The sequence below is a fragment of the Deinococcus sonorensis KR-87 genome (assembly GCF_040256395.1).
Classification (GTDB): Bacteria; Deinococcota; Deinococci; order Deinococcales; family Deinococcaceae; genus Deinococcus; species Deinococcus sonorensis.
Map to the genome: position 1 here is coordinate 1,641,471 of NZ_CP158299.1, position 23,983 is coordinate 1,665,453.

The 23,983-nt window shown below is 69.6% G+C and carries 26 protein-coding genes; 11 read left to right on the plus strand and 15 right to left on the minus strand.

Translation table 11 applies throughout. The annotated features are described in order from the left end of the window. Window positions 1–31 precede the first annotated feature (31 nt). Genes ABOD76_RS13345 through ABOD76_RS13365 form a run of 5 tightly spaced genes read left to right on the plus strand, consistent with a single transcriptional unit; the run spans window position 32 to window position 3,253 of the window. Entirely contained in the window at window positions 32–673 is a 642-nt protein-coding gene (locus ABOD76_RS13345; RefSeq protein ID WP_350242452.1) for a DUF1684 domain-containing protein, read from the plus strand. Next, window positions 670–1,557 (plus strand): P1 family peptidase, encoded by an 888-nt coding sequence (locus tag ABOD76_RS13350; RefSeq protein ID WP_350242453.1) that lies wholly within the window; start codon window positions 670–672, stop codon window positions 1,555–1,557. The genes ABOD76_RS13345 and ABOD76_RS13350 overlap by 4 nt, the downstream gene beginning before the upstream one ends. Window positions 1,558–1,566: 9 nt before the next feature. Beyond that, window positions 1,567–2,331, plus strand: coding sequence for a multinuclear nonheme iron-dependent oxidase (locus ABOD76_RS13355; protein WP_350242454.1), 765 nt, complete (start codon window positions 1,567–1,569; stop codon window positions 2,329–2,331). Beyond that, window positions 2,328–2,768, plus strand: a complete 441-nt coding sequence (locus tag ABOD76_RS13360; RefSeq protein ID WP_350242455.1) for an NUDIX hydrolase — start codon at window positions 2,328–2,330, stop codon at window positions 2,766–2,768. The genes ABOD76_RS13355 and ABOD76_RS13360 overlap by 4 nt, the downstream gene beginning before the upstream one ends. Before the next feature lie 59 nt (window positions 2,769–2,827). Beyond that, window positions 2,828–3,253 carry a hypothetical protein gene (locus tag ABOD76_RS13365; RefSeq protein WP_350242456.1) on the plus strand — a complete coding sequence of 142 codons (426 nt, stop codon included), beginning with the start codon at window positions 2,828–2,830 and terminating at the stop codon, window positions 3,251–3,253. A 104-nt stretch (window positions 3,254–3,357) separates the two neighbouring features. Here the strand turns inward: ABOD76_RS13365 and ABOD76_RS13370 are convergent, their stop codons facing one another. The 6 genes from ABOD76_RS13370 to ABOD76_RS13395 form a co-directional block, all read right to left on the minus strand. Continuing rightward, window positions 3,358–3,948 carry a hypothetical protein gene (locus ABOD76_RS13370; RefSeq protein ID WP_350242457.1) on the minus strand — a complete coding sequence of 197 codons (591 nt, stop codon included), beginning with the start codon at window positions 3,946–3,948 and terminating at the stop codon, window positions 3,358–3,360. Between the two features lie 38 nt (window positions 3,949–3,986). Then, on the minus strand, window positions 3,987–4,421 hold the full coding sequence (locus tag ABOD76_RS13375) for a response regulator (RefSeq protein WP_350242458.1): 435 nt from the start codon (window positions 4,419–4,421) through the stop codon (window positions 3,987–3,989). A gap of 84 nt (window positions 4,422–4,505) precedes the next feature. Then, window positions 4,506–5,339: an SDR family oxidoreductase gene (locus ABOD76_RS13380; RefSeq protein WP_350242459.1), complete on the minus strand. Its 834-nt coding sequence runs from the start codon at window positions 5,337–5,339 to the stop codon at window positions 4,506–4,508. 25 nt (window positions 5,340–5,364) lie between these two features. Beyond that, a complete protein-coding gene (locus ABOD76_RS13385; protein WP_350242460.1) occupies window positions 5,365–6,105 on the minus strand; it encodes an enoyl-CoA hydratase-related protein in 741 nt (246 codons plus the stop codon). Between the two features lie 36 nt (window positions 6,106–6,141). Continuing rightward, a complete protein-coding gene (locus tag ABOD76_RS13390; RefSeq protein ID WP_350242461.1) occupies window positions 6,142–6,603 on the minus strand; it encodes a flavin reductase family protein in 462 nt (153 codons plus the stop codon). Window positions 6,604–6,648: 45 nt separating this feature from the next. Next, on the minus strand, window positions 6,649–7,305 hold the full coding sequence (locus tag ABOD76_RS13395) for a DUF2270 domain-containing protein (protein ID WP_350242462.1): 657 nt from the start codon (window positions 7,303–7,305) through the stop codon (window positions 6,649–6,651). Between the two features lie 57 nt (window positions 7,306–7,362). Here ABOD76_RS13395 and mutY point away from each other — a divergent pair, with 57 nt between their 5' ends. Continuing rightward, entirely contained in the window at window positions 7,363–8,385 is a 1,023-nt protein-coding gene (mutY, locus tag ABOD76_RS13400) for an A/G-specific adenine glycosylase (RefSeq protein ID WP_350242463.1), read from the plus strand. A gap of 105 nt (window positions 8,386–8,490) precedes the next feature. Here mutY and ABOD76_RS13405 read toward each other — a convergent pair whose 3' ends face one another. Continuing rightward, window positions 8,491–9,510, minus strand: coding sequence for an aldo/keto reductase (locus tag ABOD76_RS13405; RefSeq protein ID WP_350242464.1), 1,020 nt, complete (start codon window positions 9,508–9,510; stop codon window positions 8,491–8,493). Continuing rightward, on the minus strand, window positions 9,507–9,890 hold the full coding sequence (locus ABOD76_RS13410) for a MerR family transcriptional regulator (protein ID WP_350242465.1): 384 nt from the start codon (window positions 9,888–9,890) through the stop codon (window positions 9,507–9,509). Before ABOD76_RS13410 ends, ABOD76_RS13405 begins: the two co-directional genes overlap by 4 nt. Before the next feature lie 229 nt (window positions 9,891–10,119). Between ABOD76_RS13410 and glcF the strand changes: the two genes are divergently transcribed. From glcF to ABOD76_RS13425, 3 genes are read left to right on the plus strand one after another with little or no spacing between them, the layout of a single operon-like run. Next, window positions 10,120–11,397 carry a glycolate oxidase subunit GlcF gene (gene glcF, locus ABOD76_RS13415; protein ID WP_350242466.1) on the plus strand — a complete coding sequence of 426 codons (1,278 nt, stop codon included), beginning with the start codon at window positions 10,120–10,122 and terminating at the stop codon, window positions 11,395–11,397. Next, entirely contained in the window at window positions 11,394–12,800 is a 1,407-nt protein-coding gene (locus ABOD76_RS13420; protein WP_350242467.1) for an FAD-binding oxidoreductase, read from the plus strand. Before glcF ends, ABOD76_RS13420 begins: the two co-directional genes overlap by 4 nt. Next, window positions 12,793–13,443 (plus strand): FAD-binding oxidoreductase, encoded by a 651-nt coding sequence (locus tag ABOD76_RS13425; RefSeq protein ID WP_350242468.1) that lies wholly within the window; start codon window positions 12,793–12,795, stop codon window positions 13,441–13,443. Before ABOD76_RS13420 ends, ABOD76_RS13425 begins: the two co-directional genes overlap by 8 nt. A gap of 59 nt (window positions 13,444–13,502) precedes the next feature. Here ABOD76_RS13425 and ABOD76_RS13430 read toward each other — a convergent pair whose 3' ends face one another. The 3 genes from ABOD76_RS13430 to ABOD76_RS13440 all read right to left on the minus strand — a co-directional run bounded on the left by ABOD76_RS13430 (window position 13,503) and on the right by ABOD76_RS13440 (window position 15,798). Beyond that, window positions 13,503–13,994, minus strand: a complete 492-nt coding sequence (locus ABOD76_RS13430) for a DUF4385 domain-containing protein (RefSeq protein WP_350242469.1) — start codon at window positions 13,992–13,994, stop codon at window positions 13,503–13,505. 259 nt (window positions 13,995–14,253) lie between these two features. After that, on the minus strand, window positions 14,254–14,844 hold the full coding sequence (locus tag ABOD76_RS13435) for a Dps family protein (RefSeq protein WP_350242470.1): 591 nt from the start codon (window positions 14,842–14,844) through the stop codon (window positions 14,254–14,256). 57 nt (window positions 14,845–14,901) lie between these two features. Then, a complete protein-coding gene (locus tag ABOD76_RS13440; RefSeq protein ID WP_350242471.1) occupies window positions 14,902–15,798 on the minus strand; it encodes an MBL fold metallo-hydrolase in 897 nt (298 codons plus the stop codon). 30 nt (window positions 15,799–15,828) lie between these two features. On the opposite strand from ABOD76_RS13440, the gene ABOD76_RS13445 reads away from it, so the two are divergent. Beyond that, entirely contained in the window at window positions 15,829–16,614 is a 786-nt protein-coding gene (locus ABOD76_RS13445) for an alpha/beta fold hydrolase (protein WP_350242472.1), read from the plus strand. Window positions 16,615–16,659: 45 nt separating this feature from the next. Here the strand turns inward: ABOD76_RS13445 and ABOD76_RS13450 are convergent, their stop codons facing one another. The 3 genes from ABOD76_RS13450 to xylF all read right to left on the minus strand — a co-directional run bounded on the left by ABOD76_RS13450 (window position 16,660) and on the right by xylF (window position 19,752). Continuing rightward, window positions 16,660–17,421 (minus strand): ATP-binding cassette domain-containing protein, encoded by a 762-nt coding sequence (locus ABOD76_RS13450; RefSeq protein WP_350242473.1) that lies wholly within the window; start codon window positions 17,419–17,421, stop codon window positions 16,660–16,662. Further along, window positions 17,418–18,641 carry a sugar ABC transporter permease gene (locus tag ABOD76_RS13455; protein ID WP_350242474.1) on the minus strand — a complete coding sequence of 408 codons (1,224 nt, stop codon included), beginning with the start codon at window positions 18,639–18,641 and terminating at the stop codon, window positions 17,418–17,420. Before ABOD76_RS13455 ends, ABOD76_RS13450 begins: the two co-directional genes overlap by 4 nt. 67 nt (window positions 18,642–18,708) lie before the next feature. Next, window positions 18,709–19,752, minus strand: a complete 1,044-nt coding sequence (gene xylF / locus ABOD76_RS13460) for a D-xylose ABC transporter substrate-binding protein (RefSeq protein ID WP_350242475.1) — start codon at window positions 19,750–19,752, stop codon at window positions 18,709–18,711. A gap of 200 nt (window positions 19,753–19,952) precedes the next feature. Here xylF and ABOD76_RS13465 point away from each other — a divergent pair, with 200 nt between their 5' ends. Continuing rightward, window positions 19,953–21,158: an MFS transporter gene (locus ABOD76_RS13465; protein WP_350242476.1), complete on the plus strand. Its 1,206-nt coding sequence runs from the start codon at window positions 19,953–19,955 to the stop codon at window positions 21,156–21,158. A 53-nt stretch (window positions 21,159–21,211) separates the two neighbouring features. On the opposite strand, the gene alaS is transcribed toward ABOD76_RS13465, so the two are convergent. Next, window positions 21,212–23,896 carry an alanine--tRNA ligase gene (gene alaS, locus ABOD76_RS13470; RefSeq protein WP_350242477.1) on the minus strand — a complete coding sequence of 895 codons (2,685 nt, stop codon included), beginning with the start codon at window positions 23,894–23,896 and terminating at the stop codon, window positions 21,212–21,214. Between the last annotated feature and the right edge of the window lie 87 nt (window positions 23,897–23,983).

A 23,983-nucleotide genomic window follows, 5' to 3' on the forward strand; every position in this document is an offset into this window, starting at 1 on the left:
GCATAGCCCCGGCGGCGGGTAGCATGACCGTATGGTTCCTGACGCTGCCCCGGCTCCGCCGCTCGCTGACCTGACCCTGCTTGACTGGCGGCGCCGGCTGGCCGACCTGTACGCCGAGGTCCGTGCCGGGTACGCCACGGACCCGGCGGCCGCCCACGCCCACTGGCAGCGGGTGCGGGCGGAGCTGTACCGGCAGCATCCGCAGTCGCCACTGCCCCCGGAGCGCCGGTCGAGCTTCATGGACCTCCCGGTCTGGCCCTATGACCTGGCCTACGCCTTCGAGGCGCCGCTGCTGGGCGGGCTGCCCGAGGACGCGTTCGTGGTGCAGACCTCGGCCGGCCATGACCTGCCGCTGCGCCGACTGGGCCGGCTGCCCCTGCACAACGATTACCACGACCTGGGCACGCTGGACGCCTACTGGATCGAGGTGTACGGCGGCGGCCTGTTCATTCCGTTCCGGGACGCCAGCGCCGGCCACACCAGCTACGGCGGCGGGCGCTACCTGCTGGATACGGTCAAGAGTGCTGACCTGGGCAGCCGGGACAGACGGCTGATCCTGGACTTCAACTTCGCCTACCACCCGTCGTGCTTCCACGACCCGCGCTGGAGCTGCCCGCTGGCCCCACCACAGAACGTGCTGGTAGCGGAAATCCGTGCCGGGGAGCGGCTGTGAGCGGCAACCGCACCCTCACGGCCATTCCCGGCTTTCGGGTGGGCCACTGGACCGATCCGGTGGGCCGGACCGGCTGCACCGTGCTGCTGTGTCCGCCGGAGGGGGCGGTGGCCAGCGCCAGCTTCCTGGGCCCCAGCCCCGGCACCCGCGAAGGCGTGCTGCTGGCGCCAGACAAGAAGGTGGAGCGGGTCCACGCCCTGCTGCTCACCGGAGGCAGCGCGTTTGGGCTGGGCGCGGCCAACGGGGTGGTGCGCTGGCTGGAGGAGCAGGGCGTGGGACACCCCACCCCGTTCGCGCGGGTGCCGCTGGTGCCGGCCGCCGTGATCTACGACCTGGGCAGCGGCGACCCGCGCGCCCGGCCGCTGGACGAGCACGGGTATCGCGCAGCTCAGGAGGCCAGCAGTGACCCGGTGCCGCTGGGCCGGGTGGGCGCCGGCACCGGGGCCACCTGCGGCAAGTACCTGGGGCCGGGCCACACCGCGCCGGGCGGCCTGGGCAGCAGTTTCGTGACGCGGCACGGGGTCAGCGTGGGGGCGCTGGCGGTGGTGAACCCGATCGGCGACGTGCTGGATGAGGAGGGGCGGCTGCTGGCCGGGCCGGGCCAGGGACCGGGCGCCATGGCCTTCACACCCGGCGAGGTTGAGAGCACCACCCTGATCGCGGTGGCCACCGAGCATACGCTCAGCAAGGCGGATGCCAAGCGGCTCGCCGACGCCGCCCAGACCGCCCTGGCGCGGGTGATCCGGCCCAGCCACACCTTCTGGGACGGCGACAGCGCCTTCGTGCTGAGCAGCGGCACCCGGCCGCCGGCCGACGCGATGCTGCTCAGCGCCGTGGTGCAGGACGCGGTGGCCGCCGCCGTGATCGCCGCTGTACGTGTGTAAGATGCTCACATGAGTATCAGTTTGGCCGCCAACGGTATCCCGGACCTGTATGCGGTGCTGGAGCAGGAAGAGGCGCTGCCGCTGGACCACATCAAATGTCCGCTCAGCCCGCAGAGCCGCCCGGAGGTGGAGCGCGCCCTCGCGCTGCGCCCGGTGCTGCTGCATGGCTGGGGCCCGCCACGCTACTCGGTGACGCGCCCGGAGCTGCCGGAACCGGAACTGCTGCGAGCGTTGAGCGCCCGAAGCGGCACCCCTCACCTGTCGGTGCATCTGGACCCCGCGCCCGCGTTGGACGGGGCGTTGAGCGAGGCGGAGCTGCTGCGCCGGGTCGCGGCGCAGGCAGAGCAGTTGCGACAGCTGAGCGGCGTGCCGCTGCTGCTGGAGAATATGCCGTGGTATCCGTGGCGCCAGAAGCCCGGCTGGGGGGTGGACCCGGCCTTCATCCGGCGGGCGCTGGAGGCGGCGCAGGCGGGCCTGCTGCTGGACCTGGCCCACGCGCGGGTGGCCTGCTGGCACCTGGGCCAGGACGTGCAGGAGTACCTGCAGCAGCTGCCGCTGGAGCGGGTCCGGGAGATTCACGTGTCGGGGCCACGGCTGGAGCAGGACGGGCTGCGTGACCGCCACCAGCTGCTCTCGGAGGACGACTGGGCGCTGCTGGCCTGGACCATGGAGCGCGCCCCGGCCCTGACGTATCTGACCCACGAGTACCTGGCCGAGGGCCAGCCGGAACAGCTCCGGATTGAGCTGCAGCGGCTCGGCGGGCTGACGCGGTGAGCTACGTGCGGCAGCTGAGGGCGCTGGTCGGGCCGCGCCCGGTCAACTGGGTGGGGGTCTGCGCGCTGGTGCTGAACCACTCAGGTGAGGTGCTGCTGCAGCGCCGCACCGATACTGGCGGCTGGGGCACGCTGGGCGGGCTGTGCGAACTGGGCGAACGGCTGGACGACGCCCTGCGCCGCGAGGTGCAGGAGGAGGCGGGTATCCGGGTGCTGCAGGCCGAGCTGTTGACCGTCGTGAGTGGCCCGGAGACCTTTGTCCGGCTGCCCAACGGCGACGAGTTCTATCAGTACGCCGCCGTGTACCGTGTGAGCGACTGGACCGGCACCCCGATGGCCGACGGCGACGAGGGCAGCGAACTGCGGTTCTTCGCCCCGGAGCGGCTGCCGCAGGGGCTGGGGCCGGTGGACCGGCAGGCCCTTGCCCTGCTGCGCTAGGGGCTATGCGACCGGTCACATAAGCAAGCCTACGACCTGCTGACCGATAGCATGGAAACGTGGGCCTGAATAACCGCTGGATGGCTGAGTTTCTGCAAGATGTTGGAGAAGCCATTCCTGACCTCAGAGCGGATTTGAACCGCAGTAGGGGACGCTCCGGTCCTTTCACCATAGATATTCTGGCTGCCATTCAGGTGCGGGTGCAGCAACTCATCAGCCGCGGTGACATTGCCCAGTTGCGGCCATTTGTCGAAGCGCTTGATCTTCGTTATCAACCAGGTGACCGACGTCTACGTGAATTCAATGCAAACGTGGAGCAATGGTGGTTCGAAAGCTGGTCCTTCCGCGTTCGGGAAGGGCGGGTGTCCTGGCTTACCTTCACGCCCAAGCTGCGTCGTAGCTATAAGTCCTGGGTAGACAGCGCCCTTCACCTGCAGTGGGAGATCGTCTCCCCGCCTAACCCTTCAGACCTCCCTGACACGTAAGGCATCATGTTGAGCCGGGCCAGGGGGCACAGGTGTGGGGACTTTTCTCAGCGGCGCCTCCTGATGTCTGTGCAGCTGAGCGCGCCTGCGCAATTGCGGAGGCTTTAGGGAGCCACGCTCCAGCGTTCGAACCCGTCGTCGCCCACACTGATGAGCACGGTATCGCTGCCGCGCGTCTGCTGGGCCGCCACGGTGTTCCAGCCGGCCTTCAGGTCCATCTGGTAGCGGGTGGTTGGCGCAGCCGGGCAGCTCGACTGTCCCGTCACCCGGGTGGCGGCGCTGGCGTACACATACATGCGGTGGATAAGCCGCTGCGTCGTCTGGCCGCTGCTGCGGTCCTCGCTGATCAGCGGCACCCCGCTGGCGGGGCCACCGGTGGGAAAGGCGGTTAGCCGGTCCTGAACCCAGTAGCGGGCGGCGGGGACGCTGGCCGTGATCTGGCTGGTGCAGCCGGGCAACGCGGGCGCCACGCTCGGCCGAAGCACCCCGTCCAGCGCCGCGGCTTCGGGCAGCGGCAGGGTGAAGCGCCCTACCCGGTCCAGCGGCGCGCTCGTCAGCCGCTGGCCGTCTGGGTCCAATACAGCCACCGTGCCGGGGCCGCCGGTCCGGCCGTGGACCTCGCCGCGCACCTGACTGAGCGGGCGTTCGGCACAGGCGGTGAGCAGGACGGCCAGCAGCAGGAAGCGTCTGAGCATTCGGGCAGCATACTGCCGGCCCGGTGGGCGAACTGTCCTCAGTCCTGCGGCAGCTTGGCGATGCGCAGCCAGAACTCCTCGACCGACTTCACCACGTCGCTGTACTCGTGGTAATGCACCGGCTTGGAGATGTAGCTGTTGGCGTAGCGGTCGTAGCTGGCCACCACGTCCGCGTCGGCGGTGGAGGTGCTGAACACCACCACCGGAATGCGCTTCAGCTCGCTGTCGCCCTTGAGCGCCGACAGAAAGTCCAGGCCGTTCATGCGCGGCATGTTCAGGTCCAGCAGGATCAGGTCCGGACGCTGGGCCGCCGGGTGGTCGCCCTGCCCCCGCAGGAACTCCAGCGCCTCGATGCCGTCGGCCGCCACACTGATCTCGCTGACCATCTCCGTCTGTTTGAACGCTTCCCGGGTTAACATCACGTCCCCTGGATCGTCCTCGACCAGAAGAATATGGGCGGCTTGCAGTGTCATACCTTCATTTTATCAGTCCAACCGGTAGTCAAGAACATCATCTCACCTTGAGAATTGGATGTTGATTATGATAATCAGCCTCATTTAGCTGGGCCGTTCCATCATGTTGAGCATCATCTGATATTGAGGCGCGCCGCCCAGCATGTTCTGACCGCCGTCCACCGGCAGAATCGCGCCGGTGATGTAGCTCGCGGCGTCACTGACCAGGAACAGCGCGGCATTGGCGATGTCCTGCGGCACCCCGAAGCGGCCCAGCGGCACGGTGCGGGTGAACTGCTGCCGGGTGGCCTCGTCGGGGGCCAACCGGCGCATCCCCTCGGTGCCGTCAATCGGGCCGGGGATAATCGCGTTCACCCGCACGCCGCGCAGTCCCCACTCGATGGCCAGTACCTGGGTGAGCGCGTCCACGCCCGCCTTGGCCGCCACCACGTGCGCCTGCATCGGCACCGGCACCCCGTAGGCGCTGATGCTCAGGATGGAGCCGCCCGGCACCTGAAGCTGGGGCGCGGCCGCCTTGATGGTGTTGTAGGTGCCGAGCAGGTCAATGTCCACCACCGTCTTGAAGCCGTTGGGCGAGATGCCGTCCACCGGTGCCGGAAAATTGCCAGCCGCGCCGCACAGCACGATGTCGAAGCGGCCGAACCGGGCCGTGGCCGCCTCCACCGCGCGGCCCAGCGCCTCCACGTCGCGCACGTCGGCGCTGACGCCCAGCGCCTCACCGCCGGCGTCCTGAATGCCCTGGGCCGCCACCTGCGCCTTCTCCAGGCTGCGGCCCAGGATGGTCACGCGGCAGCCGTGGGCGGCGAAGCTCTGGGCGATGCCCAGGTTGATGCCGCTGCCGCCGCCGGTGATCAGGGCGTGTTTGCCGCGCAGCAGGTCGGGGCGGAAGGTGGAGTCGGCAGAAGCGGGCTGGGTCATGGGAATCCTTTCGGGTCAGGGAACTTCAGCGCTTCAGGACGCTGGCGAGCGCTTCGGGGGTCATGTGGTCGGCGTTCCAGTCCACGGCCATCATCAGGCTGTCCTGGTGCGGCAGTTCGGCGTTCAGCACCCGTTTGGTGCCTTCCAGCGCGGCGGCCGGCAGCCCGGCCAGCCGCCCGGCCAATTCTGCGGCACGCGCGTACAGCTGCTCGGGGGTGTCGTGCAGCTCGGTCACCAGCCCGATCTGCCGGGCCGTCGCCGCGTCCAGCGGTTCGCCGGTCAGCGCCAGCTGACGCGCCCAGCCCTGGCCCACCAGCCGGGGCAGCCGCTGCAGGCCGCCCAGGTCGGCCACGATGCCCAGCCGCACCTCCGGCAGGCTGAAGCGGGCCGCTGCGCTGCCCAGCCGCAGGTCACAGGCGAGCGCCAGTTCCAGCCCGGCCCCGATGCACCAGCCGTCCACCGCCGCGATCACCGGGAATGGCAGCCGGGCCAGCCCCTCGATGCTGGCGTGCATCGGGGCCACCAGCGCCCGGAAGCGCGCGCGGTTGCCCAGTGCCCCCTCCAGCCCAGCGGCGGTGGCCTTCACGTCCAGGCCCACGCTGAACTGCTCCTTGCCGCGCACCACCAGCGCCCGGACGCCCTGCAGCTGGGTGAGCGCCTGCGGCATCTCCTGCCAGAACAGTGGGCCCAGCGCGCTTTTGGGCGCGGTGATGGTCAGGGTGGCGACCTCACCCGTGCGGGTGAGACTCACGGTCTCAAAGTTCATGGACCGAGTATAACCATAGCCTCCGGGGCCACGGCCTCAGCCGAGCTCGTGGTACTGCCCGCGGAAGTACACCAGCGGATCGTCGTCGGTGTAGCGGCTGTACTCCACCTCCGCGATAAAGAGGGTGTGGTCGCCGGCGTCCACCGTCTGGGTTTTCAGGCACACCAGCTGGGCCACCGCGCCGCTGACGAGCGGCAGGCCCTCGTGCAGCATCCACGGCACCGGGGTCTGCGAGGGGCGGCCCGCAAAGTGATCGCTCAGCGAGCGCTGATGGCAGCTCAGGATGTTGACTCCGAAGCGCTCCTCCTGCTCCAGCACGGCGTGCATGCTGGCGTGCTTGTCCACGCTCGCCACGATCAGCGGCGGCGTCAGGCTCACCGACATGAAGGCGCTGGCGGTCATGCCCCGGTACTCGCCCCCGTGTGCGGCGGTCAGGATCGTCACCCCGCTGGCGAAGCGGCCCAGGGTCTGGCGGAATTCGTGAGGAGGAATCGACATGCGGGCAGTGTATACGGGCGCGGCGAACCGGATGGTGGCCGCTGTTCAGCCTTCTTCCATCGGATAGTCGCGGGTGGCGTTCACGGCCAGCCGGATCAGGTAGCCGTAGAACACCCCCACCGCGCCAAAAATCAGCCAGCCGGGCAGGTTCCCGATGCTGGCCATGTCCACCAGCGTGCGCGGCGAGAAGCTCACGTCCTTGGACCGCACAATGTCCAGTTTGGCGAGCCAGGCCATCAGCACCGCGGCGTAGATCCACAGGTAGTTGCGCCGCAGCCGCCAGCCGAGCGAATCCCAGCGGCTCATCGGGCTGCGCGGGCGCCCCAGCTCGGCCAGCAGCAGCTGATGCCAGCCGGGGTCCACCCGGTCGCCCAGCATCGCCGGATAGAAGAAGCGTTCCATCAGCCGCACCCGGTGGTGACTGATCTCGAAAATGCGGAAGCGCCGCGCCTCCAGATGCAGAAAGAAGTAGTCCATAAACATGGCGAACAGGAACGTGGCGTGGCTGTTGCTGTTGTCGCCCAGCGCGAAGCTCGCCAGACCGGCCGTGGTCACGATGGCCCAGTTGGTGGTCATGTCCAGCCGCTGGCGGTAGGCGGTGGTCTTGCCCACCTCGGCGCGGTACAGATGGATCAGGGCGTTGGCGGTGTTGGTGCTGTAACTGGCTTCGGTCATCGCCTTCTGGACTGCCGCACCGGTCATGCCTTCAGCGTAAACCCTGACACGGCGCGCCGGCTTCAGAGTGGATACACTCGCCGGGTGCCTGACCCCGCTGCCGTGCGCCCGCTGCTGCTCTCGTGGTTCGACCGGCATGCCCGCGCGCTGCCGTGGCGCCTGACCCGCCCGGACGGCCGCCGTGACCCCTACCGGGTCTGGATCAGCGAGGTGCTGCTGCAGCAGACGCAGGTGGCGCGCGGGCTGGTGTACTTCGAGCGTTTCCTGACGGCCTTCCCGGACGTGGAGCGGCTGGCCGCCGCCCCGGAAGAGGCGGTGCTGAAGGCCTGGGAGGGCTGCGGGTACTACGCCCGGGCCCGCAACCTGCACCGGGCGGCCAGGGAAATGGCGGCCTCGGGCATGCCCACCACCCACCAGGGCTGGCTGGCGCTGCCGGGCGTCGGGCCGTATACGGCGGCGGCAGTGGCGTCGCTGGCGTTTGGGGAGCGGCAGGCGGTGATGGACGGCAACGTGCGGCGGGTGCTCAGCCGCCTCTCTGGCGTCCGGGAGCCCACCGACCGCTGGGCCCAGCAGCAGGCGGACGTGTTGCTGGACCCCCAGCGGCCCGGCGACTGGAACGAGGCGCTGATGGACCTGGGCGCCACCATCTGCACCCCGAAAAGCCCCAGATGCGCGGTCTGTCCGCTCCAGACGCATTGCGCCGCCTTCGCCAGCGGCGATCCGGCCCAGTACCCGGCTCCGAAAAAGCGGGCGGCCGTGCAGGTGACCGTGGCGGTGGCGCTGCTGATCGGGGACGGGGAGCAGGCGTATCTGGAGCAGCGAACCGGCACCCTGCTGGGCGGGCTGTGGGGCCTGCCGCTGGAGGAGGTGCGGGATGTGGACGTGGCCGGCGCGCTGAACCGGTTGCAGCAGCGGCTGAACGCCACGGAGGCCGAGTGGCTGGGCGTGGTGAACCACACCATGACCCACCGGCAGATTCAACTGCGGGTGTATCGGGCGCAGGCGGCCAAGCCGCTGACCGCTGTGGGCGGGCGCCCCCTGTCGCGGCTGGACCACAAGGCGCTGGCCCTGCTGGCCGCGCCCCAGCCGGCCCTGTTCGCCGGGTGAGGGGCGCATTGAGCGGTTGAAGTATCTGCTGCCCCTCCGCCCGGCAACCGAAAGCGGAGGGGCGGCCGGGCATGATTCTCCCGGCCTCCCCTCCGCGCCTGACCTTCAGAACTCCAGTTCGGTGCGGGCGCGTTCCCAGTCGCTGGCCTTGTTGATCTCCGTGATGTCGTCCTCGCTCAGCGTCAGGTTCACGGTGCCGAGCAGGTCGTCCAGCTGCGCCACGCTGTTGGCGCCGATGATCGGGGCGGTCATGGCCGGGGTGGACAGCAGCCACGCCAGCGCCACCTGGGCCGGCTTGGCGTCGTGGCGCTGCGCCACCGTCTCCAGCGTCTCTACCACGTCGAAGTTGCGGTCGCTGAAGCGGCGTGCGGCGTTCTCGTCGGCCCGCACGCTCTCGGGCAGCGGCTGACCGCGCTTGTACTTGCCGGTCAGCATGCCGCCGCCCAGCGGGCTCCACGGAATCACGCCGATGCCGTACTCCACGCACACCCGCTGCAGCTCACGCTCGAAGTTGGCGCGGGTGGGGGTGAGCAGGCTGTACTCCGGCTGAATGCTGACAAAGCTCTCCAGCCCCTTGCGGTCGCTGGTCCACAGCGCCTGCATCAGTCGCCACGCGCTGTAGTTGCTGCAGCCGATGTACCGCACGTAGCCGCGCTGCACCAGTTCGGTGAAGGCCGAGAGGGTCTCCTCGATGGGCGTCTGGTTGTCGATGGCGTGCGCCTGATACAGGTCAATGTGATCGGTCTGCAGGCGGCGCAGGCTGTCCTCGCAGGCCTTGATGATCCAGCGCCGCGACAGCCCCTCGCGCTGATGTATGCTCTTGCGGCCTTCTGCGCCGCGCTCGCCCATCGCGCCGCGCACCTTGGTGGCGATCACGATGTCGTCGCGGTTGCCGCGCGCCTTCATCCAGCGCCCGATGATCTCCTCCGACACGCCGCCCGGATTGCCGGCGGTCCAGGTGGTGTAGATGTCGGCGGTGTCGATGAAGTTGCCGCCCGCCGCGTAATAGCGGTCCATGATCTGCTGAGACGTGGCTTCGTCGGCGCTCCAGCCGAACTGCATGCTGCCCAGGCCGATCGGGAAGAGGTGCAGGCCGCTGCGGCCCAGTTTGCGGTACGTGGTCATGCGTGTCCTCCGGTGCTGCGGTAGTAAGTGATCTTGTGGTCGATGGTGCTCAGGGCGTGTTCCAGCTCGGCGATGCGCGCCCGCACCTGAGCCTTGTGCGCTTCCAGCAGCGCCAGCCGCGCGTCCACGGTGTGTGGACCCTCGCTGGCCAGAGCGGTGAAGGCCTGCAGCTGCCGGATGCTCATGCCGGTGGCCCGCAGGCACGACAGGAAGCCCACCCGGTGCAGGTCCTGCGGGTGGTAGCGGCGGTGCCCGCTGGAATGCCGGCTGACCGGCTCCAGCAGCCCGATGCGCTCGTAATAGCGCAGCGTATCGGGGCTGAGGCCGGTGGAACGGGCGGCCTCCTGAATGCTCAGCTCTGACGGCATCAGCTCGGGCATGGCTTCAGCATGCAACCTGGAGTGCACTCCAGGTCAAGCTGCGGGCGGCTTGGTCAAGCGTGAAGTGTTCCGGACACGCGTGGCTGTGTGGACAGTGGCGGCGCGCAGACGGCTGCCTTGCGCCACCATCGAAGGCGCGGGCAGACGCTAGAGTCCAAAAAGACCTGCCAGGGCTGCGGCCCGGCGCCTGCCGTTCCCCATTTCCGGATTCCCTGACAGGAGCTCACTCATGAACAACGACATTGCCGCGCAGCATCCCGACGCGCAGGGCCAGCTGATGGCCCATGCGGTGGATGCCTGTGTCCATTGCGGCTTCTGCCTGCCGGCCTGCCCCACCTACACCCTGCTGGGCGACGAGATGGACAGCCCGCGCGGACGCATCGTGCTGATGAAGAGCGTGCTGGAGGGAGAGCTGCCGCTGCTGGACGCGGCCCCGCACCTGGACCGCTGCCTGGGCTGCCTGGGTTGTGTCACCGCCTGCCCCAGCGGCGTGCCCTACGGCGAGCTGATCAGCGGCTTCCGCGGCTGGGCCGAGCCGCAGCGCCGCCGCCCGGTGATCCAGCGGCTGACCCGCTCGGCCGTGCTGACCATGCTGCCGCGCCCGGCCCTGTTCCGCGCGGGGGCCACGGTCGGCAAGTATGCCAAGCCGCTGGCCCCGCTGCTGCCGCAGGCCCTGCGCGCTCCTCTGGACCTGCTGCCCAGTGCGGTCCAGCCGGCCCAGCCGCTGCCGGCCTTCACGCCGGCGCACGGCCCGAAGCGCGGCCGGGTGGCGTTCCTGGAGGGGTGCGCCCAGCAGGTGCTGACGCCCAACTTCAACGCGGCCACCGTGCGGGTGCTGAGCCGCAACGGCATTGAGGTGGTGGTGCCGCCCGGGCAGGGCTGCTGCGGGGCCGCCGCCATGCACACCGGAGCGCGGCCACTGGCGCTCCAGCAGGCCCGCCGTAACCTGGACGCCTTCGACCCGGCCGGCGTGGACGCCATTCTGAGCAACGCCGCCGGCTGCGGGGCGGGCCTCAAGGAATACCCGATGCTGCTGGCCGGCGAGCCGGAGGAGGGGCAGGCCCGGCGGCTCGCCAGCAAGGTGCAGGACATCAGCGTGTACCTCGCGGAGCTGAGCGCGGCGGGCGGGCTGGAGCCGTTCATGCCCACCACCCGGCCGCTGCGGGTGGCCTACCACGACGCCTGCCATCTGGCGCACGCCCAGGGCGTGAAGGCCGAGCCGCGCGCCCTGATTCGCAGCATTCCGGGGGTGGAACTGCTGGACATTCCGGAAGGTGACCTGTGCTGCGGCTCGGCCGGCACGTACAACATCGAGCAGCCGGACCTGGCCGGGCGGCTGGGCGACCGCAAGGCCAGGAATGTGCTCTCGGTGCGGCCAGACATCGTGGTGAGCGGCAACGTGGGCTGCCATACCCAGCTGCAGAGCCACCTGACCCGGCTGGGCAGCCCCGTTCGGGTGATGCACACCATCGAACTGCTGGACCTGGCGTACCGGGGCGAGCTGTGACGGTCAGCGGCCCGGCCCGGCCCGGGGCCCCGGACCGGGCCGGGCTGGCCCGTGACCTGACCCGCCTGCTGGGGGACGGCAAGGTGCTGAGCACGCTGGGTGAGCGGCTGAACTACCGCTACGACGCCATCCAGTTTGGGGCCACGCCGCTGGCGGTGGTGCTGCCGGAGAGCACCGCCGACGTGGTAGCGGCGGTGCGGGCCGCGCGGCAGGCCGGGGTGCCGATTGTCGGGCGCGGGGCCGCCAGCGGCCTGAGCGGCGGAGCGGCCCCGGCCCAGGAAGGGCTGGTGATCAGCTTCACCCGCATGACCCGCCTGCACATCGATCCGTTGCGCCGCGAGGCCCGCGCACAGCCGGGCGTGGTGACGCTGCAGGTGAGCGAGGCGGCGCGGCCGCACGGGCTGGTGTACCCGCCGGACCCGGCCAGCTTCCGCACCAGCACCATCGGCGGTAACCTCGGCGAGAACGCGGGCGGCCCGATGTGCTTCAAGTACGGGGTCAGCGGCGACTACGTGAAGGCGCTGGAATTTGTGGACGCGGACGGTGAGGTGCACCGGCTCACCCGCGACGCCTACGACTTGGCGGGCCTGCTGATCGGGTCGGAGGGCACGCTGGGCCTCGTCACCGAGGCGACCCTGCGGCTCACCACGCCCGCGCGCTACACCCGCACCCTGATGAGTCACTTCGCGGAGGTGGGGCAGGCGGCCGAGGCGGTGAGTGCCGCGATTGCCGGCGGCGCGGTGCCGAGCAAGCTGGAATTCATGGACCGGGCCTGCGTGAACGCCGTCGAGGACTACCTGCAGATCGGGCTGCCCCGCGAGGCGGGCGCGGTGCTGGTGGTGGACACCGACGGCGACGATCTGGAGACGGTGGAACATGAACTGGAGCTGGTGGAGCAGGCCTGCATGCGGGCCTGCGGCACCGTGCGCCGCGCCGCCGATGAGGCCGACAGCGCGGCGCTGTGGCGGGCGCGGCGCAGCGTGTCGCCTGCGCTGGGGCGCATCCGGCCGCAGCGCATGAACGAGGACATCGTGGTGCCCCGCAGCGTGCTGCCGGACGTGGTGCGCGAGATCGAGCGGCTGGGACAGGCGTCGGGGCTGCATATGGTGCAGTTCGGGCACATCGGAGACGGGAACCTGCATCCCAACATCCTGTTCGACCCGCGTCAGGATTCACCGGAGGCGGTGCATCAGCTGGCCCATGAGGTGGCGCGGGTGGCAATCCGCTACGGCGGCGTGCTGAGCGGCGAGCACGGCATCGGCAGCATGAAGGTGGCGTTCATGCAGGAGGCGGTGGACCCCACGACCCTGGCGGCGCTGTGGGACGTGAAGCGGGCGCTGGATCCGGGCATGGCGCTGAATCCCGGCAAAGTCCTGCCGCAGCCGGAGGCCAGTGATGCTTGAGATCTCCGCCGACGATCAGGTCTGCACCGCCAGCGCCGAGACGCCCCTGCTGGACATCTGGGCGGCGCTGCCGATCGGGCTGTATCCGCCGTTTCCGCCGGTGGAGCTGCCGGGCGGCCTGGGCGGTCTGGTCACGCGGGGCGGGTTTGCCCAGACGTTCTTCTTTGGGGCCGAAGTGTTGGGTCTGAGTTTCCGTGCTCCCAGCGGCCGGCTGATCCGGGCCGGGGGACGGGTGGTCAAGAACGTGCAGGGCTACGACCTGACGCGGCCGTTCGTGGGCAGCTTCGGGCTGCTGGGTGAGGCGCAGCAGGTCACGGTGCGGCTGCGTCCGGGGCTGGGGTACGCCCACCACGCCCGCCCCGGCACCCTGGACCAGCCCCCGGAGGCGCTTCCCCGCTTCCTGTGGCAGGACGGGTCCATGCTGCACGCGGTGCACTTCGGCCATGTCCGTGAGGTGGAGCGGGTGATGGCCGCCTTCGGGGGAGAGCCCGTGGACGGTTCGCTGGACTACCGCGCCGCGTTCCCTGCCGGCATGGGCGTGGGCGAGCACGGTCCGCTGTGGGACCTGCGCTACCGCTGGGCCGATGGCCGGGAGGCGCCGGAGGTGCCGGCCCTGTTCCGGAAGGTCGCTGCCGCCCTGTAAAGCCAGAGGGTGGACGGGGAAGTCGTGAGTCGGCACGGACCCGTGCCTCGGCCCGAAGTTCAGCCGTATTTTGCCTTGTGCTCGGCCTGCAGCCGCCGGTACTCCGGATTGGCGCGGGCCTCGTCCCACTTGGCCTTGAAAATGCGGGCAGCCTCGGCCTTCTCCGGGTCCTCCGGGCTGCGCGGCAACTCGTCACGACCGTGGGCGCCGCTGCGGCCCTTCTGTTCCTCCGGGACGGGACCGTCGTACTTTTTGCCGCCCCGGTGGTTGGCGTAGCGGCGGGACCGGGTGTAGCCCATCTGAATGAACTTGCGGGCCATGTCCGCGCCCACCAAGTCGCCCGCCTCCAGATACGCGAGAAACATCCGGTACAGCGTCTCGCTGCTCTCGCGGGCGAGTTCCGGGGTGCGGAAGCGCCAGTGCGGCAGCAGCTCACTCTTGTATGGCTGCACCAGCAACACGCCCTGCTCACCCACGCCCACCCGGTACAGTTCCGGATGGGCCCGCAGGTCGAGCCGGGCGTAGTCGAGGCTGTAATCAAACTTGGCCATACAGGAGGGGTGGTCTCAGGCCAGCTTCAGCGTGGCTGGAGCTGGCGCTTGCAGCGGGTGCAACGGGACTTGGTGAGGGTGCTGGGCCACACCTCCCGCCAGGGCTTCCAGCGGCCCGGCCACGTGTTCTGATCAGCAATCAGGCTGCGCGGATGGGCGCGAAATCGCCAGACCGCGCCGCAGCGGCAGGAGACGGTGTTCAGCAGAGCGGCCGATATGCCTGAGCAGGGCACGGCAGACAGGCCGGCCCACATCTGCCTCAGTCCATCCGGGCGTCGTCCAGCATCGCCTGCAGCATCCAGCGCACCTCGTCCATGATGTGCAGGATGGCGTTGTACATGTCGCTGGTGGCCGGGTCGCCGGCGTCGTCCACGGCCTTGCTGTCGTCGCGGTAGCCGCGGGCCACGCGGGTGAAGTCGTCCACCAGGGCCGTCAGCTGCTCGCGGGCGTCGTGGATGGTCTCGGTGGGCACCCGCACGGTGCTGTAGCGCTCCAGATCGGCCGGGGCCGACACCGGGCTGCCGCCCAGCATCACCAGCCGCTCAGCCTGCTCGTCGATGCTGGGGAAGATCTTGGCGATGAAGTCGTCGTAGGCCAGGTGCAGGTCGCGGAAGTGACGGCCCCGGATGTCCCAGTGGAACTTCTTGAGCTTCAGGTACAGGCAGATGGTGGTGGTCAGGTTGCGCTGGAGGCTCTCGGCCACCACGTCAAAGCCCTGCTCGTCCAGGTAGCTGTGGTCGATCAGCTGCGCGAACTTCGCCTCCTGGTTGTTCACGCCTTCCTGGTGCGCCGCGTCGGTCTTGCCCACCGGGTTGGCGCCGGCCTTCTTGCCACCACTCTTCTTGGTCATGGCTGCACCGTACCGCTGGCCCCATCAGGTCAGCATGATGCGCTCATAAGCTGGTCTTTACGCACCCGTGCGGCCAAACAGCATCCGGTTGTCCTGCACCTGCAGCTGTACGCGGCCCAAAGCCAGCAGCTCCGTCAGGTGAGCGCTCACCACGCTGCGGTTGAGTACCACCGCGCCCGCGTTGTTCATGCTCACCTGCAGCTGCTCACAGACACGCGCCAGCAGCTCATCTGCGGTGCCGGGCTCGCTGCAGGCGTCTAACACCGCTGCGGTGGTGCGTTCCAGGCTCTGCAGGTTGAGGGCCACCAGCGGGTCCAGCTGCCCGGTGGGGTCGCCGTGGCCCGGAACCGTGATGGAGATGCCCTCCAGCGTGCCCAGCCGCCGCGCGCTGTCTTTCTGCAGGGCGCTGTCGGCACAGAAGGTCAGCGGATGCTTCTGCAGCGGCTCCGGCCCGAACAGCGCGTCGGCGGCGTAGAGCAGCTCAGCTCGCCGCACCGCGTACATCTCGACCGCGTGGCCCGGCACCGGCAGCAGTTCCACCTCCACGCCGCCCAGCGTGTGCGTGCCCGGTTCCAGCGCCTGCGCCGGGCTGGAGGGCGCCAGCAGAAACTTGCTCTGCAGTTCCCGGGGGGGCAGCGCGCCATACAGATACAGCGGTTCCAGCATCGGATACCGGATGATGGCCGCCTCCAGTGGAGGCGCCCAGATGGTCAGCTCCGGAAAGCGCTTCAGGATGAACGCATTGCTGCCGTGGTGGTCGGCGTGGCTGTGGGTGTTCAGCACGGCGCTGGGCGTCAGGCCCGCCGCCTGAACCTCCCGCAGCAGCTTGCGGGCGTGCGACTCGTCCAGCCCGGTGTCCACCAGCAGGGCGCCGCCGGAGCCGTTGCTGAGCACCAGCGAGTTGACGGCGCCGGGAAACAGAAAGCTGTCTTCGGTGAGGGGAAGCAGAGGCATAGGTTCAGCCTACCGGTGTAGCCTGCCTGCATGACGCTGCATGTGGAGCGCCACGGTCCCCCGGACGCGCCCACGGTGCTGCTGCTGCACGGGGGCGGCACGGCCGGCTGGAGCTGGCAGGATCAGCTGCCGGCCCTGCGGCGGGCCGGCTACCGGGTGCTGGTGCCGGACCTGCCGGGACACGGCCAGAGCCCCGGCCCCTTTCACATGGAGGACGCCGCCGCTCAGGTGGCGCGGCTGCTCCGGGAGGAGGGAGGGTCGGCCCGGGTGGTGGGCTTCTCGCTGGGCGCCCAGCTGGGGCTGCAGCTGCTGGCTGACCATCCGGAGCTGTTCGTTTCGGCGCTGCTGACCGGCACGCTGGCCGCGCCGATGCCGGGCGGGGGGGTGATGCTCTCCGGGCCGCTGCGAACCCTGCTGGCGTGGTACTGGCCGCAGCGCACCGCCCGGCTGCCGCTGTGGCTGAACCGCCTGACCCTGGAGCTGCCGGCCCGGCTGGGGCCTCAACTGGCCGAGGACGCCCGGCGGATGTCCCTGGACGGCCACCTGCAGATGACCCGTGCCAACCTGACGTTCCGGCCACCCGGGCAGCTGGCCCATCTGCAGGTGCCGGTGCTGGTGCTGGCCGGCGCCCGCGAGCTGCCGATCATCCGCCGCAGCGCCCGGCAGCTGGAACGCCTGCTGCCCCACGGTCAGGCGCGGCTGGTGCCGGGCATGCTGCACACCTGGCCCCTGTCGCACCCGCAGCGCTTCAACCGCATTCTGCTGACGTGGCTGCAGCGCGGCCGGGTGGCCAGCGGGCTCAGGCCGGTGAACTGACGGGGCCGGAGGGAACCGCTCCCCTCCGGCCCCGATATCCTGCGCTCAGGCGCTTGTGAGTACCCGCGGCAGCTTTCCGGCGATGATCATCTCCAGCACCTCGTCCTGGGTCACGTCGCGCGTGCGCACGGTGCCCACCACCCGCCCGGTCTTCATGACGGTCAGCCGGTCGGCCAGATCGAAGACGTCGTGCAGGTCGTGGCTGATCAGGAAGATGCCCACCCCCTCCTGCTTGAGCGTCTGGATCAGGGCGTTGACCTGCTCGGTTTCCTGGGGACCGAGCGCGGCAGTGGGCTCGTCCATGATCAGCACCCGCGCCCGGAAGTGAATGGCCCGGCTGATGGCAATGCTCTGCCGCTGCCCGCCCGAGAAGTTGAACACCGGCTTCTTGAGGTCCGGGATGTTGACGCGCAGCCGGTCCAGCACCTGCCGGGCCGCCGACTCCATGCTGTCCTCGTCGAGCGCCGCGCCGCGCCGCAGCTCGCGGCCCAGGAAGATGTTGGCCGGCACGTCCAGGTTGTCGGCCAGCGCAAGGTTCTGATAAATGGTCTCGATGCCGTGCGCCTGCGCCACCCGGGGGCTGGTGACCCGCACCTCCTGGCCGTCCAGCAGGATCTGGCCGCTGTCGGGCGTGTAGGCCCCGGACAGCACCTTGATCAGGGTGCTCTTGCCGGCGCCGTTGTGGCCCAGCAGCCCCACCACCTCGCCGGGGTACAGGTCCACGCTCACGTCCTGCAACGAGTGAACGCCACCGAAGGCCTTGTGAATGCCGCGCATCTGCACCAGCGGCGTGACGGGGGCGCTCACCGGGCCCTCCCACGGGCCGCGATCACGTCCAGCAGCACTGCCACCATCAGCACCCCGCCCTGCACCACGTTCTGCCACGCACTCGGCAGGTCCAGCAGCAGCATGCCGTTGACCAGGCTCGACATCAGCAGGGCGCCCAGGAAGGCCCCGGGGATGCTGCCGGTGCCGCCGGACAGGCTGGTGCCGCCGATCACGGCCGCCGCAATCACGCTCAGCTCCGCCAGGGTGCCGGTGCTGTTGGTGCCGGCGTTCAGGCGGGCCGTCTGAATGGCGCCCGCCAGCGCCGCGAACACGCCCATCAGCGCGAACACCAGAGTGGTGAGCCGCGCCGTGTTGATGCCGGCCAGCCGCGCCGCCTCGGGGTTGCCGCCGTAGGCGAACACGTAGCGCCCGAAGCGGGTGGCGCGCACCACCCACATCATCACCAGCGTCACCACGATCATGATCAGCACCGGCACCGGCATACCGCGCGGCAGGCCGCTGCGCGGATCCGGGTAGCCGTTCATCACCTCCACGAAGCCCACGATCAGCAGCACGACCAGGCCGGTCACGAGCAGCTGCAGCGGCAGGCTGCGGGTGGGCAGGCCGCGCCGCTGCCGGGTAAGGTAGGTCCGCGCGTCGTTGACCAGCACCGCCACCAGGGCCAGCGCGCCCAGCAGCCAGGTGAGGGGGCCGCCGATGGCGCCGCTCAGACCGCCGCCCAGCACCTGAAAGCTGTCGCTGAGCGGCGCCACCGTCTGACCGGCGGTGAGCAGCCAGGCGCCGCCCCGGTAAATCAGCAGGCCGCCCAGAGTCACGATGAAGGCCGGCACTCCCAGGTAGGCCACCCAGGCACCCTGGAAGGCCCCGATCAGCGCGCCCACGGCCAGCCCGAGCAGCAGGGTGAGCGGGGTGGACCACCAGGCGTCCGGCGGCAGCACCCGGGCGCTCAGCACCGCCATCAGCATGCCGGTGAAGCCCAGCACCGAGCCGATCGACAGGTCCACGTGGCGCATCACGATCACCAGCACCATCGCGCTCACCATGACGCCCACGCTGGCGGTCTGCACCGACAGGTTCCAGAGGTTGCGGGCCGACAGGAAGGCGCCGTCGGTGAGCAGGTGAAACACCACCCCGATGCCGGCGATGGCCAGCATCATGAACACCAGTCGCCCGTCCAGTTGCAGGTTGGCCAGCGACAGACCGCCGCGGGCCGTTTGAATGCGTGTGGTTCGGGTCATGTCAGTACTCCGTGAAGCACCTGGCCCCTGCTTGGAGCAGGAGGGGCCAGGCGAGGCAGGCGTGGGCTTACTTGCAGGCGGCGGGCGCGGCAGCGCCGGTGGCGCCGGCGCACACCTCGGCCTTGGTGGCCCACTTGGCGTCCAGAATGACGTTCAGGTTGGTCTTGGTGATCACGATCGGCTTGAGCAGCAGGCCGCTCACGTTGACCTTGCGCGGCCCGCCATTGAACGGCTTGGCTCCGGTGACCTTGTTCACGGCGGTGCCGTTGCCCAGCTGCACCGCGATCTCGGCGGCCTTGGTGCCGAGCGTGCGCGAGTCCTTCCAGACGGTGCCGGTCTGCAGGCCCCGGGCAATGCGGTTCAGGGCGGCCTTGTCGGCGTCCTGGCCGCTCACCGGCACCTTGCCGGCCAGTCCGACGCCGGCCAGCGCGGCGATGGCGCCGCCCGCCGTGCCGTCGTTGCTGGCCACCACGGCGTCCACCTTGTTGTTCTGGGCGGTCAGGATCTGCTCCATGTTGCGCTGCGCCACTTCCGGCTTCCAGCCGTCCGTGTACTGTTCGCCCACCTTCTTGATGGTGCCGGCCTTGATGGCCGCGCCCAGCACGTCCATCTGTCCGGCGAACAGCAGGTCGGCGTTCGGGTCGGCGCTGTTGCCCTTGATGAACGCGAAGTTGCCGCTCTTCTTGGTGTTCAGCACCATCTGGGCCTGCAGGCGGCCCACTTCCCGGTTGTCGAAGGAGATGTAGAAGGCCCACGGGTCCTCGATCAGGCGGTCGTACGAGATCACCGGGATGCCCTCGGCCTTGGCGCGGCTGATGGCCGGCAGCACCGCTTCACTGTCCTGGGCCAGCACGATCAGCACGTTGGCCCCCTTGGTGATGAGCCCCTCGATGTCGGAGAGCTGCTTTTCGTTGTTGCTTTGAGCATCGGCGCTGATGTACTTGGCGCCCAGGCTGGCCAGCTTGGTCTTGATGGCCGCCTCGTCGGTCTTCCAGCGCTCTTCCTGGAAGTTTGACCAGCTCACGCCCACCACGATGTCCTTCGCCGCAGCAGAGCCAGCACCCAGAGCCAGACCGGTAAAAAGCAGACCACGCCAGAGCAAATTCTTCATAGAACCTCCTGTGTGCAGGGCAGAGCGCCGTACACCGAGACGATGAACGCGAACTGAAAACGAAGTTGATGGGCGTACAGTAACACATCCTGAAGCAAAGAACGAAACCGATTTCGTACCCTTGTCTAACGGTTTCCTGAAGCCCTCCCAGCGCAGAACCTCCTGATGTCAACCAGATGGAGAGGTCTAGACTGGCCTCTGTGACTGCTGCCCCCTTTCGTCCCAGTGCCGCCCAGCTGGCCCTGATGTTCAACAATTTCCTGATGTGGGGCGGGTTTTTCATGATCATCCCGCTGGTGACGGTCCATTTTGTGTCGCAGCTGGGCTGGGCCGCTGCCAGCGTGGGGCTGGTGCTGGGGGTGCGCCAGCTGACCCAGCAGGGCCTGACGGTGTTCGGCGGCGCGTATGCCGACCGGATCGGGCCGCGCCCGCTGATCGCGGCCGGCCTGTTCACCCGGTCGCTGGGCTTCGCGTGTATGGGCCTGTCCACCACCTTCTGGACGCTGCTGGCCTCGGCGGTGCTGGCCGGGGTGGGCGGCAGCCTGTTCGACGCGCCCAAAAACGCCGCCGTCACCGCCCTGACCTCGCCCCAGGACCGCAGCCGGGTCTACTCGCTGATGGGGGTGGCCGGGAACCTCGGCATGGTGACCGGGCCGCTGGTCGGCGCGTGGCTGTCGCGTTACGAATTCCGCACGGTGGCGCTGCTGGCCGCCTGCGCATACCTGATCGCACTGGCGGTGCTGCTGGCGGTGGTGCCGCGCGTGCCGGGCAGCCTGGGGGCGGAATCGGGTTTCGCCGGCCTGTGGCAGGCGGTCCGGGACACCCCCTTCCGGCGCTTCACCGTGGCGATGAGCGGCTACTTCCTGCTCAGCACCCAGATCAACGTGGCTGTGACGCTCAAGGCGGTGTCGCTGTACGGCCCGCAGGCCACCGGCCCGCTCTACGGTATTCAGGCGGGGCTGGCGGTGCTGCTGCAGTACCCGCTGCTGCGCGCGGCGGAGCGCTTCCTGTCGCAGCGGCAGGTGCTGGTGCTGGGCGTCATGCTGGCGTCGCTGGCGCTGGGCCTGATGAGCCTCACCACCACCTTCGTGCAGCTGCTGGCATGCACCGTGCTGTTCTCGCTGGGCACCATGCTGGTGTTCCCCACCCAGCAGAGCCTCACCGCCCTGATGAGCCCGGCCGGGCGCTACGGCAGCTACTTCGGCTTCGGGGCGCTCAGCCTGGGGATTGGAGGCGGGGTGGGCAGCGTGGTGGGCGGCGCCCTGGTGGACGTGGGTCAACAGCTGCAGCGCCCGGCCCTGCCGTGGCTGACCCTGATGCTGATAGGCCTGGGCACCGCGCTGGCCCTGCGCTGGGTGCTGTGGAGCGGCCCGGTAGTGGCTGAGCAGTCGAACGCCCAGGACTGAGCCACAAGGAAAGGAGCCGCCAATATCGGGCGGCTCCTTTCCTTGGAGTTCCTCTAGAAAGCGGTGTCCAGCGCCGACAGGGCCGCGTCCGGGTCCTGAATGCCCGCCTGGGCCATGTCGGGACGGCCGCCGCCCTTGCCGCCCGCCGCCGCCGCCAGCTTGCCGACCAGCTGACCGGCGTGAACGCCACGCGCCACCGCGTCCTTGCTGGCCTTGACCACCAGCCCGCGGTCCGAGGCGATCACCACCAGATCAGCCTTGCTCTGTTCCAGCAGCGTGTCGGCCGCGCCGCGCAACTCGTTGCCCTCGATGCCGCTCAGCCGCAGCGCCGCCACACGGTAGCCGCCCAGGTCGCGGGTCGCGGCGCTCGCCTGACCGCCGCCCAGCTGCGCCTGGGTCAGCTGACGGCGCAGGCCGGCCAACTCCTTCTCCGCCGCGCGCTGGCTGGCCTGCAGGCTCTCGATGCGGCTGCCCAGGGCGTCGGGCGAGGTGTTGAGCAGCGCTGCCGCCCGCTGCACGCCCTGCAGCTGGGTCCGGACCCACGTCACCGCCGCCTCGCCCGCCAGCGCTTCCAGACGCCGCACGCCCGCCGCCACGTTCTCGTCCGACACAATCACGAAGCTGCCGATCTCGCCGGTGCGCGTGACGTGAGCGCCGCCGCACAGCTCCTTGCTGGTGACGGTGGTGGCGCCGTAGGGCACGCCCTGCTCCACCGTCACCACCCGAACCACGTCGCCGTACTTCTCGCCGAAGAGGGCGGTGGCGCCCTGCGCCCGCGCTTCCGCAATCGGCATGGTCTGCCAGTTCACCGGGCTGTCCGCCGTGATCCAGCGGTTCACCAGCAGCTCGATGCGGCTCAGCTCGTCGGGGGTCAGGGCCGCCGCGTGGGTGTAGTCAAAGCGCAGCCGGTCCGGGGCCACCAGCGATCCCGCCTGACGCACCGTGTCGCCCAGCACCGCCCGCAAGGCCGCCTGCAGCAGGTGGGTGGCGGTATGGTGCCGCTCGGTGGCCTGCCGCGCCGGGTCCACCAGCGCGCGCACTGTATCGCCCGACTTCAGGGTGCCGCGCAGCACCTCCACCGTGTGCAGGAACACGCCCTTGGGCGTCTTGCGGGTGTCGCGCACCACCGCCTCGCCGCCCGCCCAGTCCAGCAGCCCGATGTCGCCCACCTCGCCGCCGCCCTCGGCATAGAAGGGGGTCCGGTCCAGCACCACCTGGCCCTCGTCGCCGCTCTGAAGCTGCTCCACGCTCTCACCGCCGGCCAGCAGGGTCAGCACCTGTCCCTGGGTGTCCAGCGCGTCGTAGCCCACGAACTCGGTGGGGTTCAGGCCGTCCAGCGCGTGCTCGGCCCCGCCGAACAGCTCGCTCTTGCCGTACTTGCTGCCGGCACGCGCCAGTTCCTGGGCGCGTTCCAGGCTCTCGGCGTACCCGGCCTCGTCCACCGTGACGCCGTACTCCTCCGCAATCTCCTTGGTCAGGTCAATCGGGAAGCCGTAGGTGTCGTAGAGCGTGAAGGCGTCCTCGCCGCTGAGCGTGCCGCCTTTCTCCAGGGTGCCGAGCAGCGCGTCCAGCCGCTGGGTGCCGCTCTCCAGCGTCTTGAGGAAGCGCTCCTCCTCGGTGCGGACGGCCGCCTCAATGCGGCTTTGGTTCTGCACCAGTTCGGGGTAAGCGCCGCCCATCTTCTCCACCACCAGCGGCACCAGGCTGTGCAGCACCGGCTCACGCAGGCCCAGCAGGTAGGCGTGGCGGCTGGCGCGGCGCAGGATCTTGCGGACCGTGTAGCCGCGTCCGGTGTTGGAGAGCGTCACCCCGTCGGCGATCACCATGCTCACCGAGCGGATGTGCTCGGCCACCACCCGGTGCGAGACGCTCCGCACGCCCTCGTAGGGGTGGCCGCTCAGCTCGGCCACCCGCGCGATGAGGGGAGAGAAGACGTCGTTGCTGTAAAAGTCGAAGACATCCTGCACCACCGAGGCGATGCGCTCCAGGCCCATGCCGGTGTCGATGTTCTTGAACGGCAGGTCCACCAGCGTGGGCGTGCCGTCCGGCTGCGGCTCCTGCCGGTCGAACTGCGGGAAGACGTTGTTCCAGATCTCCAGGAAGCGGGCGCTCTCGCGCGTCTGGGCATAGTCCTGCCAGGTGTCGTCGCCGTAGGCGGGGCCACGGTCGTAGAAGATCTCGGAGCAGGGACCGCACGGCCCGTTGGGGCCCGAAGCGGGCGCGTCGGCCGGCCAGAAGTTCTCGTCGGCCCCGAAGCGCAGGATGTGGTCCTCCGGCAGGCCGATCTCCTGGGTCCAGATCTCAAAAGCTTCCTGATCGTCCTCATAGATGGTGGCGTACAGACGATCTCTGTCCATGCCCATCCACTCGGGGCTGGTCAGGAACTCCCAGGCCCACGTCAGCGCCTCGCGCTTGAAGTAGTCACCAAAGCTGAAGTTGCCGAGCATCTCCAGCAGCGAGCAGTGCCGCAAGGTGCGGCCCACGTTCTCGATGTCGCCCACCCGGAGACACTTCTGGGCGGTGGTGACGCGCTTGTGCTCGCCCGCATGACCCTCGAAGCGGGCCGGGGCGCCCATGAACTGCGGCTTGAACGGCTGCATGCCCGCCACAGTAAAGAGGGTGGTGGGGTCCGGCGCGATCAGGCTGTGGGCCGGCAGACGCAGGTGGCCCTTGCTCTCGAAGAACTGCAGGTACTTTTCCCGGATCTGGGCGGTGGTCAGGGGTGCGGAAGCCGTCATGCACGGCAGTATAGCGGGGGTGGCCGGCTGCGAATGGAACGGGTCCAGCATGGCGGCAGCGGCATTGGGCAGGGGAGCCCCCCCAGG